The sequence below is a fragment of the Aurantivibrio infirmus genome, from assembly GCF_054767315.1.
Genome location: NZ_BAAFSK010000005.1, coordinates 166,498 through 183,193 on the forward strand (window position 1 = coordinate 166,498; position 16,696 = coordinate 183,193).

Annotated in this window: 13 protein-coding genes; 7 read left to right on the forward strand and 6 right to left on the reverse strand. The window is 42.6% G+C overall.

Annotated features, from left to right (window positions below; genetic code table 11):
* Window positions 1–343: 343 nt before the first annotated feature.
* Complete coding sequence (locus ACYUCY_RS12420; protein ID WP_460226822.1) at window positions 344–2,170, reverse strand: thiamine pyrophosphate-binding protein; 1,827 nt, start codon at window positions 2,168–2,170, stop codon at window positions 344–346.
* Between the two features lie 478 nt (window positions 2,171–2,648).
* On the opposite strand from ACYUCY_RS12420, the gene ACYUCY_RS12425 reads away from it, so the two are divergent.
* The 3 genes from ACYUCY_RS12425 to ACYUCY_RS12435 all read left to right on the forward strand — a co-directional run bounded on the left by ACYUCY_RS12425 (window position 2,649) and on the right by ACYUCY_RS12435 (window position 6,716).
* On the forward strand, window positions 2,649–4,829 hold the full coding sequence (locus ACYUCY_RS12425) for a TonB-dependent receptor plug domain-containing protein (protein ID WP_460226823.1): 2,181 nt from the start codon (window positions 2,649–2,651) through the stop codon (window positions 4,827–4,829).
* Between the two features lie 140 nt (window positions 4,830–4,969).
* A complete protein-coding gene (locus ACYUCY_RS12430; protein ID WP_460226824.1) occupies window positions 4,970–5,872 on the forward strand; it encodes a citrate synthase family protein in 903 nt (300 codons plus the stop codon).
* Window position 5,873: 1 nt separating this feature from the next.
* Window positions 5,874–6,716 carry a hypothetical protein gene (locus ACYUCY_RS12435; protein ID WP_460226825.1) on the forward strand — a complete coding sequence of 281 codons (843 nt, stop codon included), beginning with the start codon at window positions 5,874–5,876 and terminating at the stop codon, window positions 6,714–6,716.
* A gap of 15 nt (window positions 6,717–6,731) precedes the next feature.
* Here the strand turns inward: ACYUCY_RS12435 and ACYUCY_RS12440 are convergent, their stop codons facing one another.
* Window positions 6,732–7,454 carry an SDR family NAD(P)-dependent oxidoreductase gene (locus ACYUCY_RS12440; RefSeq protein WP_460226826.1) on the reverse strand — a complete coding sequence of 241 codons (723 nt, stop codon included), beginning with the start codon at window positions 7,452–7,454 and terminating at the stop codon, window positions 6,732–6,734.
* 33 nt (window positions 7,455–7,487) lie between these two features.
* Window positions 7,488–8,831 carry a hypothetical protein gene (locus ACYUCY_RS12445; RefSeq protein WP_460226827.1) on the reverse strand — a complete coding sequence of 448 codons (1,344 nt, stop codon included), beginning with the start codon at window positions 8,829–8,831 and terminating at the stop codon, window positions 7,488–7,490.
* Window positions 8,832–9,237: 406 nt separating this feature from the next.
* On the opposite strand from ACYUCY_RS12445, the gene ACYUCY_RS12450 reads away from it, so the two are divergent.
* Entirely contained in the window at window positions 9,238–11,265 is a 2,028-nt protein-coding gene (locus ACYUCY_RS12450; protein WP_460226828.1) for a hybrid sensor histidine kinase/response regulator, read from the forward strand.
* 103 nt (window positions 11,266–11,368) lie between these two features.
* On the opposite strand, the gene ACYUCY_RS12455 is transcribed toward ACYUCY_RS12450, so the two are convergent.
* Entirely contained in the window at window positions 11,369–12,169 is an 801-nt protein-coding gene (locus ACYUCY_RS12455) for an inositol monophosphatase family protein (protein ID WP_460226829.1), read from the reverse strand.
* A gap of 296 nt (window positions 12,170–12,465) precedes the next feature.
* On the opposite strand from ACYUCY_RS12455, the gene trmJ reads away from it, so the two are divergent.
* Window positions 12,466–13,293: a tRNA (cytosine(32)/uridine(32)-2'-O)-methyltransferase TrmJ gene (gene trmJ / locus ACYUCY_RS12460; protein ID WP_460226830.1), complete on the forward strand. Its 828-nt coding sequence runs from the start codon at window positions 12,466–12,468 to the stop codon at window positions 13,291–13,293.
* Window positions 13,294–13,372: 79 nt separating this feature from the next.
* Here the strand turns inward: trmJ and ACYUCY_RS12465 are convergent, their stop codons facing one another.
* Window positions 13,373–13,930 carry a TlpA family protein disulfide reductase gene (locus tag ACYUCY_RS12465; RefSeq protein WP_460226831.1) on the reverse strand — a complete coding sequence of 186 codons (558 nt, stop codon included), beginning with the start codon at window positions 13,928–13,930 and terminating at the stop codon, window positions 13,373–13,375.
* On the reverse strand, window positions 13,920–14,615 hold the full coding sequence (locus tag ACYUCY_RS12470; protein WP_460226832.1) for a redoxin domain-containing protein: 696 nt from the start codon (window positions 14,613–14,615) through the stop codon (window positions 13,920–13,922). The genes ACYUCY_RS12465 and ACYUCY_RS12470 overlap by 11 nt, the downstream gene beginning before the upstream one ends.
* A gap of 399 nt (window positions 14,616–15,014) precedes the next feature.
* Between ACYUCY_RS12470 and iscR the strand changes: the two genes are divergently transcribed.
* Both iscR and ACYUCY_RS12480 read left to right on the forward strand, forming a co-directional pair.
* Window positions 15,015–15,470, forward strand: a complete 456-nt coding sequence (gene iscR, locus ACYUCY_RS12475; RefSeq protein ID WP_460226833.1) for a Fe-S cluster assembly transcriptional regulator IscR — start codon at window positions 15,015–15,017, stop codon at window positions 15,468–15,470.
* A 10-nt stretch (window positions 15,471–15,480) separates the two neighbouring features.
* Window positions 15,481–16,647, forward strand: a complete 1,167-nt coding sequence (locus ACYUCY_RS12480; RefSeq protein WP_460226834.1) for a cysteine desulfurase family protein — start codon at window positions 15,481–15,483, stop codon at window positions 16,645–16,647.
* The last annotated feature ends 49 nt before the right edge of the window (window positions 16,648–16,696 follow it).

Consider the following 16,696-nt stretch of genomic DNA (forward strand, 5'->3'; position numbering starts at 1 on the left):
CGCTCTTGTAGGGCTATTGGCCGCCTAATGACGAATAGCAACTAACAACAATCGTTTCATTCCTTTTATGCCTGACGCATATATCAATTCCCGCTTAACTAACTTATTAGTCTAGACTGCGTGATCGAACTTGCCATAACAATGATGCCGGAATGCGAAAACTATTCAGCCCACGACGCAAATAAAGAGATTTAAGCGCCAACAGCTGATACCCCCAGCTCGATTTGCCACATCTAAGCTGGGAATAGGGGGTTCTGATAGTTATATAGGGTGATTCGCGCTTTGTTGGGAGGCGAGCCAAGGTATCTAGAATTCCACTGAGGATTAGCGAACTCAATACAGATTAGCCCGCGCTGTTGGTCAGCATTGCGATGCGTTTCGCAATCGGCGGAACCTCTTCGGGGTCAATATACACATCGAGTAAGATGGGACCGTCTTTACTATTCAGCTCCTTAGATAAATCTTTAAGATCTTGCGGGGAGTCGATTCTAAAAGCTTTCGCACCCATAGATTTCGCTAGCATCACAAAGTCAGTGGGCGGCATTTCAAAACCAATCGCCTCACCCCCGGTGAGTCTTTGGCCATGCTTTACCATACCCAATGCGGCGTCGTTCAGAATAATAAAAACTATGGATAAATGTTCCTGAACCGCAACAGAAATCTCCTGTCCGCTCATTAACCAGCTGCCATCGCCAGTGATACAAACGACTTGTTGATCACGCTTTGCAAGTGCAGAACCGACTGCGCAGCCGATTGCCCAACCCATGGGGGCGAATTCCAAACACGCGCGAAATAAGCTGGCACGGTCTTCACGCACGCCGAAAATTCGGCGATCAGATGGCTGTAAATAATGAATCGCCCAGGCAAAGCTGTTCCCACAATCCGCTAAATAGTGAGTGTTTGAGGGAAATATTTTCGGCAACTCGTTCATCAAGCGCTGGGGTTTAATTGGCGAACTGTCAGAGATGTATCCTTTTTCATCATCCAAAGCAAACTGGCGTTTTAAGGTAAATAATTCATGTTGGTTGATGAGATCTATATTTTTATCCGACTTTGGATCTTTAATGCTTTCCGTCGCGATGCGCTCTGTCAGCAGGTGAAACGTTGTCGCCAAATTTGCATGAATGTGTTGTCGTGCATTAGGCGTACTTGAAAAATTCTCTTCGACTTCATCAATATGAATGCATTTCTCGTTGACCAAAATTTGAGGGTCCCAGCCATTGCTTGCCCACTCTCCCATTAAGGTTCCAAGGCAAAGAATGTTGTTAACTTCTGGGTTGGTCACTGCGGAGAGAGCATCATCGTGTCCAGCAAAACCCAAGACGCCGCGAAACATAGGATGTTGTGCATTCACCAGACCTTTACCATGAGGCGTGCAAACTATTTGAATATTGAGTGAGCAGGCAACCGTTAAAATACCAGCTATTCCAGAGCTACAACCATCACCAATAATAAAAACGGTTTTGTCTTTACTTGTTAATAAATTAAACAGGTTTTCAATCGTATCTAAATCTGGATTTATGTGTCTTTTAATTAAATTGTCAATTTGATAACGCGGAGTCTTAAACTCCACTGCGGCTCGCATAACATCCATCGGAATACTCAGATGTACCGCGCCAGGTGTCGGCCCAAACGCACGCATAATTGCCGTAACAAGTTTATATTCAAATTGTTCTGGGTGAGATACCAGTGAACTAAAACGACAACAATGATTCAGTATCGCGACGGTATCAACGCCAGTACAGGACGATTCCTGAACTGCATTTCGCCCAAAGGTTGGTAAGGCAGTTTGGGCAGAAATAATTAACATCGGAACTTTATTTGCCTGCGCAGTAGCGATACCGGTAATCATGTTGGTGACGCCAGGCCCAGTGGTTGCCATGCACACGCCCAGTTTCCCAGTAATGTGATGATAACCATCTGCCATAAAAGCAGCGCCAGTTTCGTGACGTGCGATTATAGCTTTTGGGCTGTTGTCTTGGTCCTGGCAGCGAGCTAAAGCGTCAAAAAGAGGTTCTATTGCGCCACCAGGCACACCAAAAACATAATCAACGGATAGTTGCTCTAAGTAGCGAAGTAATAGATCAGCGACGGTAATAGTTGGGATAAACGGGTCGGGAAGCGATGTAATCTTTTTCTTAGACGGATTTTTTACTGCAATTTGATCCACTCAATATCTCCATGGCAACTCAAGAATCATGCAGAGAGGAATAAAAAACGAGCCATACCGGTTATTTTCTTGTTTTTGTCTCACGGACAAAATCTTCTAGTACGAATTCGTGTTTCGCTTTATTCACATCTGCTATTTAGTACTCTTTTCGTTATTTCGATTTTAAAAATAAAAGTGCTGTTTAATTTTTTAGAAATGGTAACGTAAATTCTTATCTTCTATTTAGTTCATTTAGAATAATTAACAACTTTTTATTTCACTTTTTTAATATCGTTCTGTGCTTAGTGGATGGCCATGTTACGGCCAAAAAAAAAATCGAGCGTTCTATTGGAAATAAATCCAATAAGTGGCGCGATTTATCTCTTTTTTTCGTCAAATTCGCTTTTTTGATGGCCACATACTAATAATGAGCTATTGTTTATAACTAATACCTGGGGTTTACTTGTCAGTTGCTTGATGTTGGGCATGGAAAAATTTTATGAATTTTAAAAATGTTTTCAAAGCATACTTTTACGTGTTTTTGTTAGGTGGTTTTTTTTCTAGTACTACCTTCGCACAAGATTTTTCTGAAGAAGAAGACCTGCTTCTTTTATACGGTGACGAAGAAACCGTTAGCATTGCGACGGGTTCAAGCAAGCCCCTACGTTTAGCTCCTTCTGTAGCCAGTGTTATTACCTCTGATGATATTCGCAAAATGGGCGCGCGGGATCTCGACGATATATTAGAAACAATTCCTGGTGTTCACGTATCTTTGTCAACTCGTTATAGTTCCTTGATTTCAATTCGTGGGATTCATACCGCTTCTAATCCTCAAGTCTTAATGCTAATTAACGGCTACCCGATCACGGAATTATTTACGGGAGCACGAGCGCCCACTTTTCGCTTACCAGTCCACAACATTGAAAGAGTTGAGGTTATTCGTGGTCCTGGTTCAGCGGTGTTTGGCGCTGATGCGTTTTCAGGCGTAATCAACGTTATTACCAAAAGTTCAACCGACACAGATGGAGTGGAAGTAGGTTTGCAAGCGGGATCATTCGATACCTACTCGGCGTGGTTTAATTATGGAACCGATGTTGGGGAGTGGAATTTTGGTTTAAGTGTAGAGCTGACGCAAAGTAAGGGTGATGATGATCGAATTATTGATGCTGATAGCCAAACGACTTTACTAGATCCACTGACTTTCTTGGTGACAGGCAATACGGCATCTTTAGCGCCGGGTTCGGTTGATACTGAATACGATATTTTAAATTCTCAACTGGAATTAAGTAAGGGTGGGTGGCAATTCAGATTAAATTCTTGGATTCAAGATGACGGGGGAATTGGGATTGGAGCGGCCTATGCTTTAGATCCTAGCGGTACTCAACAGGTCGATCAGCACCTTCTTGATCTTAGTTATACATCTGATTCCGACAATAAAGATTGGAGTTACGAAGTACATTTAAATTATTTTTATTTAAAACAAGATACCTTTTTTAGATTGTTGCCCCCTGGAGCGGTTGCTCCAATAGGGATGGATGGAAATATAGACCCAAACCCATTTACCGCAGTTGGCGCAGTTTTGTTTACCGATGGACTGATAGGTACGCCTGGTGGAACAGACGAGAACTTATCATTGGAATATGTTGGTTATTATGAGCGCTTTCAAAATCATCAAATCCGTATTGCGACAGGAATTAAAAAGCAGTCAAACGAAGCTCGTGAAAAAAAGAACTTTGGCCCGGGGATAATCGACGGGACCATTCCGGTTGTTGATGGGACGCTAACGGATGTAACCGGAACACCATTGATATTTCTGCGAGATAGAGATAGAGAAATTAAGCATATCTCCGTGCAAGATGCTTGGGCATTTCTGCCAGACTGGGAGCTTACTGCTGGGGTTCGTTTTGATGACTATTCAGATTTTGGCAACACTGTTAACCCTCGTCTTGCATTAGTATGGCAAACTAATTACAACTTGACCTCCAAATTTTTGTATGGACGTGCATTTAGAGCACCAACATTCAGTGAGCAATTTGCCATTAATAATCCAGTAGTTAATGGTAATCCGGAAGTTGATCCCGAGGAAATTGATACAGTTGAGTTGTCGTTTGATTATCGGCCAACTTACGATTTAAATATTCGATTAAACTTATTTAGTTATGACATTGATGGGTTAATTGATTTCGTTGATGACGACGGAATTTTAGGGGGAACAAGCACTGCGCAAAATGTTTTTGACCAAGAAGGTCAAGGTTTCGAAGTGGAGCTAAATTGGGATTTAAGCAATACGGTATCACTAATAAGCAACTACGCGTATCAGGATTCGGAAAACAAAAGTACGGGTAGCACAGTCGCCGATGCGCCGAGTAAGCAATTGTTTTTGGGCTTGGATTGGCAGGTGTCTAATCAATGGCATTTAAACGCAGAGTTCCACCGCGTTATGGATCGAACTAGATCGATGGGTGATATACGCGATGACCTTGATAATGACTCCGTTGTGAATTTAACTTTGACCAGCGCAAAAATATTTGGTGTTCTAGATGTGTCAGTTTCGGTTCGCAATTTATTTGATGAAGATTTATATGAGCCAACGGACGTTAATTCTGGCGTTCCTAATGATCAGCCTCTTTCCGGACGTAGTTTGTTGTTGGAAACTAAATTCTATTTTTGGGGTGACTAATCGCTCCAATCAATGTTTAATTTTTTAAAATAATTAAAATAAAAATTTTCAAGTAATACGTTCATCGTAGATTGCTGTCGTTTTTATATATTCTTTCGTATAAACTGCGTCGATACTTCCTGTAACTTTGAGAAAAAGTAATGTCTAGCTCAGATCCTGAACCTATGAAAGAAAATAATGTCATTCGAAGGGACGATAAATTTGTTGATAAGGTGAGTACTAAAATATGGTATGAAAAACCCTCGGATGAAAATCCCTACATCGCGGAAGAGTCGAGTTGTTACGGTTATAACCTAGAACAGTTATTGCAAAAACGCAGTTATATTGAGGTGTTTTATTTGCTTTTTAGAGGTGAGTTACCTTCGAAAGACGATGCGCGAATTCTTGAAAAATTAATGATTGCCTTCGTTAGTCCAGGGCCTCGCCACCCTGGAGTTAGAGCTGCTATGAATGCAGGAGTAGGTAAAACGGATCCTTCTCACATTTTACCCATTGGTCTATCGATTATGGGTGGATCCTACCTTGGTGCAGAAGAGGTCGAGTTATCAATGCGATGGCTACGAAAAAACCTTAAAAAGGATCCGGGTGAGGTTGTTAATCAGCTAGTTGATTCAGAGCAAGGGTTGAAGAATGATAGCGGGCAAGTAGTCCCTGGGTTTGGTTCTCGTTTTGAAGGCGTAGATATAATTCCCCAAAGAATAGTTGATTCGATCTTGCATCTACCGAATTCAGGAAGCGCGCTGGTCTGGGGAAATAAATTTGCGGAAAAATTACACGAGTTGAATTGCGGTTGGTATTCCACCGGAGTCGTTGCTGCGGTCTTATGCGATTTGGGCTTCTTACCGAGAATGGGGCCCGGGATATTTCAATTGATTTCAGCGCCAGGATTATTTGCGCACGGTATTGAATTGGCAAATAAATCGATTAACGCGATGCCCTTTCCCGACGATGAAAAGTATTTTATTGAAACCGAGCAACCTAAAAAGTTTAATCAAATGCAAAGTTTTGAGCCAAAGAACGAACTTGAGTGTGACGAAAACTAAGATGATAAAGAACAGAGCTTCTCCCGATTTAAAGCGATACGATAATAATCGAGGGGTAATCAAAAGCACTAAAGGCGGCTGGGTAATAGGTCAAGGCGTAGTTTGCCATGGCATGGACATGATGGAGGATTTTGTTGGAAAACTTTCTTATGTCCAAGTGCAGGTATTAAATTCAACCGGGAAGCTACCCGGCAAACCTCTAGCAAATTGGATCGAGGCTGTTTATATCTGTTTGAGCTGGCCAGATCCAAGAATTTGGTGTAACAACATCGGTGCGTTGGGCGGCACGGCTCGGGCTTCGATTATTGCTGCGACCACAGCGGGTGTGTTGGCGACCGACGCAAGGTCTTATGGAGTTAAGCCGTTATTAGAAGGAGTAGAGTTTATTCAAAGGGCATTACTCGACTATAAAAATAACCTGAGTGTGGAAGAACTCGTTAAAGTCGAATGTAAAAAGCACGGCGGGAAGCCGAGTATGATGGGATATGCCAGGCCTATCGCTAAAGGAGATGAAAGGGTACCGGCGTTAGAGCGGGTTCGAATTCAACAAGGACTATCAATTGGTGAGCATTTAAGTCTGGCTCAACAAATAGATAGCCACCTAAATATAGAATTTGATGAGTCGATAAACGTGAACGGGTATGTATCTGCATTTTTATCTGATCAAGGTTTTACAATTGAAGAGATCTACAGAATTTTTACAATGCTCGTTGCAAGCGGCGTTACTGCCTGTTACGTAGATACGGAGAGTAAACCTGCGGAAACTTTTTTACCATTACGTTGCGACGATATAGATTATCAGGGACCCGAAGCTAGAGAAGTGCCCGATTCCGTTTGCGAATAAACAAAAAAACCAAATTTATTCTGCGTCAATACCACCGTCAACCTTCCAAATTGCGCCCGTTACATAAGTCGCTTCTGCCTGAGCGAGTATCACGTCAGCCACTTCTTCCGGTTTACCGAGTCGTTTTAAAGGAATCGCGGCTGCTTGATGTGCCAGTAATGCTGGGATTTCATCTTCGGGAATTCCAAGTTTATGTAAGATGGGCGTATCAATCGCGCCGGGTGAAACTGCGTTGACCCGAATACCCCGAGGAGCAAATTCTAATGCGAGACTTCTTGTGAGGGCTTCGATTGCACCTTTGGTTGCTGCATAGAGGCTGGCATTGGGTTTTCCGTTGTCGACAATGAGTGACGACACATTTACGATTGCACCTGATTTTTTTTCCAGTGAAGGTAAAAGTTTTTGAATTAAATAAAGCGGGCCGTGGACGTTGGTACTTATATTGAGATCAAAAATTTCCTTTGTGTGCGCTTCAATCGGCATGAATTGCGCCATCGCACCATTGTTGACTAAAACATCAAGGCCATCCGGAAAGGTTTCGCTGAGCGATTCAAGTTGGTTTAGATCGGCTAGATCGGCAACGAAAAAGTCAGCGCCGAGTTCCGTTGCTGCGAGCTTTAATTTATTTTCATCTCTACCACTTATAGTTACATTATATCCGCGTTGGGAAAACAGCACTGCCGTAGCGTAGCCAATACCGGAGTTCCCCCCAGTAATAAGTACATTTTTACTTTTCATATTTTCCGCTGCTATCTTGATTATCTGAGAATATTAAATGGCAATTGAGCCATCGTTTTTTAAATCTTTTTCCATATCACTAAATAGGGTTTGCATTACCTCTTCGTCAATCACCTCGTTATAAAAAGCGACAGTTAGGCTTATTTCGTCACCAAAACCAATGGCTCCCGTATAAGACATGGGGTAGGTGGGAATCGGGGCGAAACCGTAGAAGTCAATGATCTCCTGCGTACCAAAACGCAAAACATTTTTGGTAACCCTCCCTATGTTTGTAAATAACGGGGGGAGGGTTGCAGAATCAATCACCAAGAACGAAAAAACACTAGCAATCATATTGATTCCAGAGACTAAAAAGTACGGCAAGAACTTTATATTCAAGGGGCTAGTCCGATGAGAGTTTAGTCCCATATAAGAGTCTTTTTGCCATTCAACGGCGTCGTGTACCTTCTGAGTTGTGTCAGCTAAGTTGATTCCTAAGTCTTTGCCAATATTAATTATTAAAACTGACGATAGATTACAGGGAGCTTCACCAACCCCTTTTTTCGTGTAACGCCGGAGGTTCGTTGTGCTCAGCAATCTCATTGGGGTGTTTGGCTTAGGCTTAATAGTTTTGTGCAGTGCACGAAAATAAAGCGCTGTTAGCACTTCGTGAATGGTAAATTTATTGGTTTTGCAAAACTTATTCAGATAGTTACAACTGAGTTCATCAAGTTTGTAACGAAGAAAGCGCGGCTGATCTTTTCCCCCTGGTTTTAAAGGTAGGCTCCAATTGCCTCTCGGACGGAAACGACTAGCTATAACACGAAAGCTATAGGGTATGACTTTTAGTTTTTCAATAAAGCTAAAATTCTTATAGATTTGTTTTAAACTTCGGTCGCCTTCTATTGGCGGGGGTATGTAAGCGGGGTCGCTTAGTAATGTTGTGTAGGTGTTCGCGAGTCGAGCAATATATTCAACCATGCCGCCACCATCAGCAACAACATGACTTAATTTAAAAATTAATGAATCGTTTTGATCGCGAATTAGACAAATCTTAAGCACATTGTCAGATGCTGGATCTAGCGGTTTGCTAAAAAAAAATTCGGTTTGTTCTAAGCGTTGCTCATCGGATTCAACATTAATTATCGTAAAGAGAGAATCGTAATCAATATTTTTGTCGAGTCTCCATTTAGGGCGACCGATTCCTTTAGCGTCAAATTTATAATTAAGAATAAGTTCTGATTGAATTGAAAGTATGATTGCTTTTCTGAGCACCTCTTCATCGAGTAAACCTTTGAAATCAATAACGAGATTGACAGTCAAATCATTTATTTTTCTACCGTTGTATATAAATAGATCATCTTTTACGGCGGGTATTGTTTCTGGTTTATTTGTCATTTTATTTTGCTTGTATTGAGTTTGTATGCTGATCGTGGAATACATTATGCAGGTTCAAAATGCTCAAAATTCTTCTTTCTAATTTCGTTGCTTTTACCGCATTTTTCTGCAGAGTCTTTTCTAGCACTATTATTTTTTTCTGTTGCTAATTTTGGCTGTTCCCGAGTCTATGCTTTATCGATACGTAAGTGCAATAATGTTTTTAAATTTTATTGCTGAAATTCCTCTCGCCCACTGCATCTTAGTCAAACCTAATACAAACTTCTAAGACTTGTCTGCCTATGAAGGAGGGTTTGCGATTGTGTCGATGCTCACATCTTAATGAGATAGCACTTCTTGGTTCTCTGCTGTATTTCCAATAAACTAGCTGCCAAATTATCTCTATCTATTTCTGAGTGATACGGCAATGGCAAAACGAGTTTGGTTAAGCGACGATGAATTGGCCTCATTAAGCGCAAATGAGCTGAGGGAGTTGGTTTCGCGGCATCAGCGGATATTCGATAGTAGTAGCGGCTACGGGTTTTGGGACTGGGAGCTGAGTACTAATCGTTTCGATTGGAGTGGTGAATTTTGGCAGCGAATGGGTTATGGGGAGGAGGATGCAGAAGCGATTAGTGATTCAAGACGCTTATGGGAATTAATTCATCCCGAAGATTGGGTGCCAACTAGAGCCGCAGTAGCCCATCACTTGAGAACTGGGACGCCCGTTGATGTGACTTTTCGTGTCATTTCTAAAGAAGGCGATTATATTTGGTCACAATGTTTAGCGGATTCAGTGCGTGATGACAGCGGGCGAGTAATTTACTTGTCGGGTATTAATTTCGATATCACTGCACTAAAGGAAGCGGAAGATGCAACAAAGCGAAGTGAAGCGCGGCAAATGCGCATTATCAATGCGTCGAATGATGGTATTTGGGAATGGTCGCCAAAGAAAAATACCTTCTTTTTTTCTAAGCGTTGTTGGGAGCAAATAGGCCTCGAAGTTTCTGATCACGAGCAGGATACCGGGCTCCATCATTTTAAGAATTTCCGTGAACGAGTTGTGCCTGAAGATCGTGCTCGTTACGACCGCAATGTAGTGAAACATTTACGAAATCAAGCGCCTTTTGATATTGAATATCGCGTCGTCGGTGAGCATGGCAGACAGTATTGGATTCGCTCTCGCGGGCAGGGGATTTTTGACGAAAACGGTGAGTTGGAAAGTTTGTCTGGTACTAATATGGATATTACCGCCTTGAAAAAAGCAGAGGAGCGCGTGCTGCAGGCGAAGGAACAAGCCGAAAAAGCAAATCAGGCAAAATCTCAATTTTTATCAAGTATGAGTCATGAGTTACGCACGCCGATGAATGCTATTTTAGGCTTTTCACAATTATTCGATTACGAAGCGAACTTAGAGTTGGGGCAGCGCGAAAACATTCGAGAAATCCGTAAAGCCGGCGAGCATTTATTGCAGCTTATTGATGATGTATTGGATTTGGCGAAAATTGAGTCGGGGAAAATAACCTTATCTTTAGAGCCGGTTCTTCCGATCCGTGTAATCGAAGAGTGTGTGCGATATCTTCAGTCTCAAGCGGCTGCTAAAAAAATAGTAATGAAGGTAAAAACCAACGCATTGGAAACAATTTATTTACACGCTGACGCAATGCGCTTGAAACAAATTTTGTTAAATTTATTAAGCAATGCAATTAAATATAATCGCGAAGGCGGTGAAGTTGAAGTGGAGCTAGTGGTCAAAGGCGCGGATAAAATTTCGATTAAAGTTCACGATACCGGTTATGGTATTCCCGATTCTTTACATGAAGCTGTATTTGAGCCTTTTAACCGTTTAGGCGCTGAAGACAGTGGCACTGAAGGCTCGGGTGTTGGTTTAGTGATTACGCGCCAGCTCACTGAGATGATGGGCGGCGAAATGGATTTCCATTCCAACGTCGGAGTCGGCTCTAGTTTTATTGTGACGCTACAGCGTTCTGAAGAGTGGACGGCAGAAAAATCAATTCAAGTAAACAAAAATGTCGAAAATCAAATTCAAGTGACATTGAACGTCAAAGACAACAAAAGCATTTTATATATCGAGGATAACGCTTCTAATTTGCGATTAATGGAACAGTTGTTACAGCGTTTCCCGCAAATTGAATTGAATACAGCTAACGAGGCGTTTAGAGGGTTGTATAAGGCGAGAACCGAAAAACCTGATCTCATTATTTTGGATATTAATTTACCGGGAATGGATGGCTTCGAAGCTTTAAAAGTGTTGAAGCAAGACCCAGTGTCTTCGAGTTTGCCAGTAATCGCCCTGTCTGCGAATGCGATGTCTCATGATATCGAGAGAGGGTTGGCGGCTGGTTTTGATGCGTATTTAACGAAGCCGGTTATTTTTGCAGAATTGATTTCAACCTTGAACGAATTATTAGCACCGGAAAAAACCGAAGGATAAAACCGAGATAAATTAGGCATTCCGATACCGCTTTACTTCAGTTTTTTTGGATTGCCTAATAATTACTGCTTTTAAATTGCGTCGCCTTGAATACAGAGCTGCTTTAAATATTGCCCAAGTGTTTTTGCGTAATCTGTAATAAGTTTTTAAACACTTTCGGCGCACCGGCGACAATGTTGCCAGAGTTTAAATAGTCCTCACCACCTTTAAAATCTGCAAGCATTCCGCCTGCTTCTTTTATTAATAAAATTCCCGCCGCCATATCCCAAGGTTTTAGGCCAATTTCCCAAAAGCCATCAAAGCGTCCAGCCGCTACGTAGGCAAGATCTAATGCAGCAGATCCGGGACGGCGGATGCCTGCGGTTTGTCCGGCAATTTCTTTTAAGCAATTGAGGTACGGGTCAATATGTTCGAAAGCGTAGCCATTGAAGGGGAGGCCGGTGCCAATTAGTGCACCCTCCAAACCCGTGAGGTCGGTAACTCTGATTCGTCTACCGTTAAGTTGCGCCCCTTTACCTCGACTCGCGGTAAATTCTTCACGCTTTATAGGATCAATAATAACGGCGTGTTCAATTTTTCCCTTGTAAACGCAAGCAATCGAGACAGCAAAATGTGGTATGCCGTGAATAAAATTTGTTGTGCCGTCTAAAGGATCAATAATCCATTTATAGTCGCTTTCTCCCACTTCATGTTCGCCGGTTTCTTCCGCAACTATTTTGTGTTCTGGGTAGGCTTTGCGCAGATGATAAATGATTTCTTTTTCGGCTTTGATGTCAACTTGGGTAACGAAATCATTTCGTGTTTTAGTCTCAACAGTGACTTTGTCTAAGCGGTCGATTGCCTGCTCAATAATTTGCGCTGCTTTTCGTGCGGCATTTAACGCGACCGTTAACATGGGTTCCATAAATATCTACTACCTAATATCAGTGTGAGGGACGGAATTAATCAGAATTCTAATAGTCGGTGATTCAATTCAGGTAAATCAAATCAATCAGCCGAAGCGGCATTAGTTGCTCAGTCTTTCAGAAAGCTTGTTGAGGGCATGGCTTTCAGTCATTGCGGCAGTCGTATTGGCCACCGATGCTGATCACAACGCCGCTATGAGCCACATTTATCCCTATTCGGAAGGCGCAGCAGTATACCAGTTAGGTGCTGATTTGCTAAACTTTGCGCCCTTTAAAATCATGCGGTGACAATTCGATGAATAAACCCACGTTTGACAATATTCGGATTGTCCTAGTGAACACATCCCATCCCGGCAATATTGGCGCTGCGGCTCGAGCGATGAAAAACATGGGGCTGACTCAGCTCTATTTGGTTGATCCTCAAGAGTTTCCATCGCCGAAGGCTGTATGGCGGGCGGCAAATGCGAGCGAGTTACTCGATGATGTTGTTGTCGTTGATACTTTGGCTGAAGCCATTGAGGATTGCGGCTTGGTGGTGGGCACCAGCGCTCGAGAGCGTCGTATCCCCTGGCCATTGTTAACACCCAGAGAGTGCGGTGAACGAGCCTGGGTGGAATCCGCAGAGCATGAAATCGCGATTATCTTTGGCCGTGAAGATAGGGGCTTAACAAATGAAGAGCTTCAGCAATGCAACTATCATGTCCATATTCCCGCGAACCCTGAATACAGCGCTTTAAACATTAGCGCTGCCGTTCAGGTAATTTGTTATGAAGTTCGGATGGCACATTTGACCGCGGAAACTGGCCAGCTGCCTCATTTTGATGATTGGGATATGCCACCTGCAAAACAAAAAGACCTTGAGCATTACTATGAGCATTTGCAGGATACTTTGCACACCCTTGGCTTTTTAGATCTCGATAACCCTCGACAAACCATGACGCGCTTGCGCCGCTTATTCAACCGAGTTCGCTTGGATCAAATGGAGTTGAGTATTTTGCGCGGGATTCTAACTGCGACGAAAAATTTTATTTATCACACTAATAATAAGATCGAAGATTTAACAGAAAGTGACTCGGTGGAATCTCAGAAGGCTACGACGGCCAATAATAAACCGAAAGAATAGTTAGTTTACTTGAGTATTTGTAAGGAAGTTGTTTTGTATCTTATTAAGCTAAAGAAGAATTTTTTGACGGAGTCTTGAGCTAGGCTTCTGCTAATAAAGTCTTAATAGCGGATTCAATATCTTCTTCGCCAAACTGTTTGCTAGGGTTGTCATTGGTAAGCCGGTAGCGCTCTACGCCTTTGCCATCGTAAATAAGCACGGCAGGAATGCCGATTAATTTAAATCGATCAAAAGCATCAATGAGATTTTCATTCATATGAAAATTATCAAACTCTGCATTTACTTTAACTAAAAATTCTCCAGCACGGTTTACCGATTCGGTGTCATCTCTGTCGTCGAGATTAAGCGAAACAAACTGAACATTTTGTTGCTTGTAAGCATCATGCATCTCGACCATCTGTGGAAAGCGTTCAATACACGAAGTACACCACATGGCCCATAAATCAACGACAACGATTTTTGATTGGTAGTCGCTGAGTTGTTGTTCCCATTGTTTGAAACTGATTGCTTCTAGACGTGGGCCTTGATTTTCATTGGGAGAATTGATCGTGTTGCTATCGCAGGAAGAGAGACCTAGTACGAATAAGAGAGCAAAAAAAACGGCGTAAAAACGCTGAGTCGAAGCTTTAATCTTCACGGCGATATTCCACGGAGCAACCATAAGGTTTCGTCTCGGTAGTACTGACATCCTTTCCGGCTAAGGTACGCAGAATCGCTGAGTCAACATAGCGCTCGGTAATTTCGCCACGCATATATACGGTTTTATCCTCACTTTGTGCCATCGCAGGGGAGTCAAACATGACGCCCATGTAGATCAGTCTTCTTTCTTTATCGAAAATATAAAATTCGGGAGTGACGGAAGTGCCCAAAGCTCGCCCTAGTGCTTGGCTATCATCGCGTAAATAGGTGAAGTTAAATCCTTTTGCTTTTGCGCGATCTTTCATCGCAGGCATCAAATCATTTTCATGCAAATTGTAGCTTACCCCGACAACTCTAACCGACTCGTCCTTAAACGTGTTAACCAGGTCGACAATATCTTTTTCAGCACCACGAGAAAAAGGGCAATTATTTGAAAGTGACACTAGAACTAAAATGTCTTCTTTGAAATCGTTTGAAGAAAAGGTTTTGTCTTTTACAGAGGGAAGGTTTGAGAAAGCAGGAAGTGGGTCGCCAATATTTATAACATGATTAAATTCACCTGCGTTCGCAGAGTTGAATCCAATAGAGATAAATGAGGATAGCAGAGTAAAACAAAACCAAAATGGTTTTGAATTAAATGTACCTTGCTTAGTAAATTGCTTTGCAAAATTTGTACTTACCATTGGGACTCATTCCTTAACTATCATTCACTCAAGATCAACGTGTAGGTTATAAGTTTTCTTGTATTTTTGGTTGCTTAGATTGCGGCTAATCCAATTAGCAGGCTTCCACCAGAATCTAGCAAACCTATTTCTTAAGGGTGATTGTACTAGAGCATCACCATTGCCGTTGTCGGACTAACATAATTTAACAAAAATTTGACTTATATTGCCCTTGGCGTCATCCATTTGCTTGCCAAGATGCTTACAGCAAGCCTTTATGGCAATAACCAAGTAAATTAGTCTGATAAATACTTGATCACCATACTAGGTTATTGGATAATTGCCGACAATTGCGCTTAGACAAATGGCTAACTGTATTGTAGCGGCGCATCAGCGAGGACTACAGGAAAGGTACCGATTATGAGACTGACAACCAAAGGCCGTTATGCTGTTACTGCGATGTTAGATCTGGCCCTGCATGCGGATAAAGGGCCGATAAGTTTGGCCGATATTTCCAAACGCCAAGAAATATCTTTGTCTTATCTTGAGCAGCTCTTCTCGAAGCTCCGCCAGAATACCCTGGTGAGCAGTGTTCGTGGCCCGGGAGGCGGATATCGCCTTAGCCGTGATGCCGCAGAAATCTTTGTTGCTCAGATAGTTGATGCGGTCAATGAGTCAATCGACGCAACAAACTGTCGTGGTGCGGGAAACTGCCAACAAGGGCAAGTTTGTCTGACTCATCACCTTTGGTGTGATTTGAGTGATCAAATCCACCAATTCCTCAGCGGGATCAGTTTAGCGAGCCTGGTTGAGCGTCAAGAAGTGCGAGACGTTGCCGACCGACAAAATGGTGAGCAGAGCCTAGAGTTTGTATAATCCCCCCACTATGAATAAGCCTATTTATCTTGATTACGCCGCAACCACCCCGGTTGACCCTCGCGTCGCGGAAGCCATGTCTGAGTGTCTGACCTTAGAGGGTGTGTTCGCCAATGCTGCGTCGCGCTCACATATTTATGGTTGGCAAGCGGAAGAAAAGGTTGAAGAGGCTCGCTGTGATCTTGCAGACTTTCTGAATTGTGATCCCCGCGAAGTTATTTGGACTAGCGGTGCAACAGAATCTGACAATCTTGCTTTAAAAGGTGTGTTTGAAGCCCAAGAATTTTCTGGGCATTTAATTACTTCGGAAATTGAGCACAAAGCGATTATTGATACCGCGAAATATTTGGAAACGAGAGGCGTAGAAGTAACTTGGTTGCGCCCGAATGCTGATGGTCTAATCCTCGCCGCAGACGTTGAGACCGCAATAAAAGAAGATACTCGTCTCGTTAGTTTAATGTTCGTTAATAATGAAACGGGTGTAATAAACCCTATCGAAGAGATTGCGCGGATTTGTCGTCAAGCCGAAGTGCTTTTTCATGTCGATGCAGCACAAGCGCTCGGTAGAATTTCTTTTTCGCTCGAAAAAATCCCTGTTGATTTAATGAGTTTTTCGGCTCATAAATTTTATGGTCCGAAAGGAGTCGGCGCGTTATTTGTTCGCCGCTCTGCGCATCATCAAGTTAAAGCTCAAATTCATGGTGGCGGACATGAGCGCGGATTGCGTTCGGGTACCTTGCCGACCCATCAGATCGTTGGCATGGGTAAGGCTGTAAAACTATTAGCGGAATCGCTCGATGAAGAAATTGCCAAAACCATTGAGCTTCGGGATTTATTGTGGCGGGGAATTAGTACCTTGCCAGGTTTACGTCGAAATGGTCATCCTGATCACCTTAGTCCAGGGCATTTAAATGTATGTTTTTCTGGTTTAGAAGGTGAAAATTTATTGTTATCTCTGCGAGAGTTAGCAATTTCTTCTGGCTCTGCATGTACCTCGGCAAGTACTTCTCCCTCATATGTGCTTAAGGCTATGGGATTAAACGACCAAGATGCCTTAAGTTCATTGAGAATTTCTTTAGGGCGTTTCACCACTCGTGATGATATTGATCGAGCAATTCGACATATTTGCGACACCATTCAACGTTTACAAGCTAGTGAGAAAAGTGCCGCTCGTTAATTGTGAATAGTTGAACGTTTATCTTGTTGGCACGTTGTGAAAAATTAAG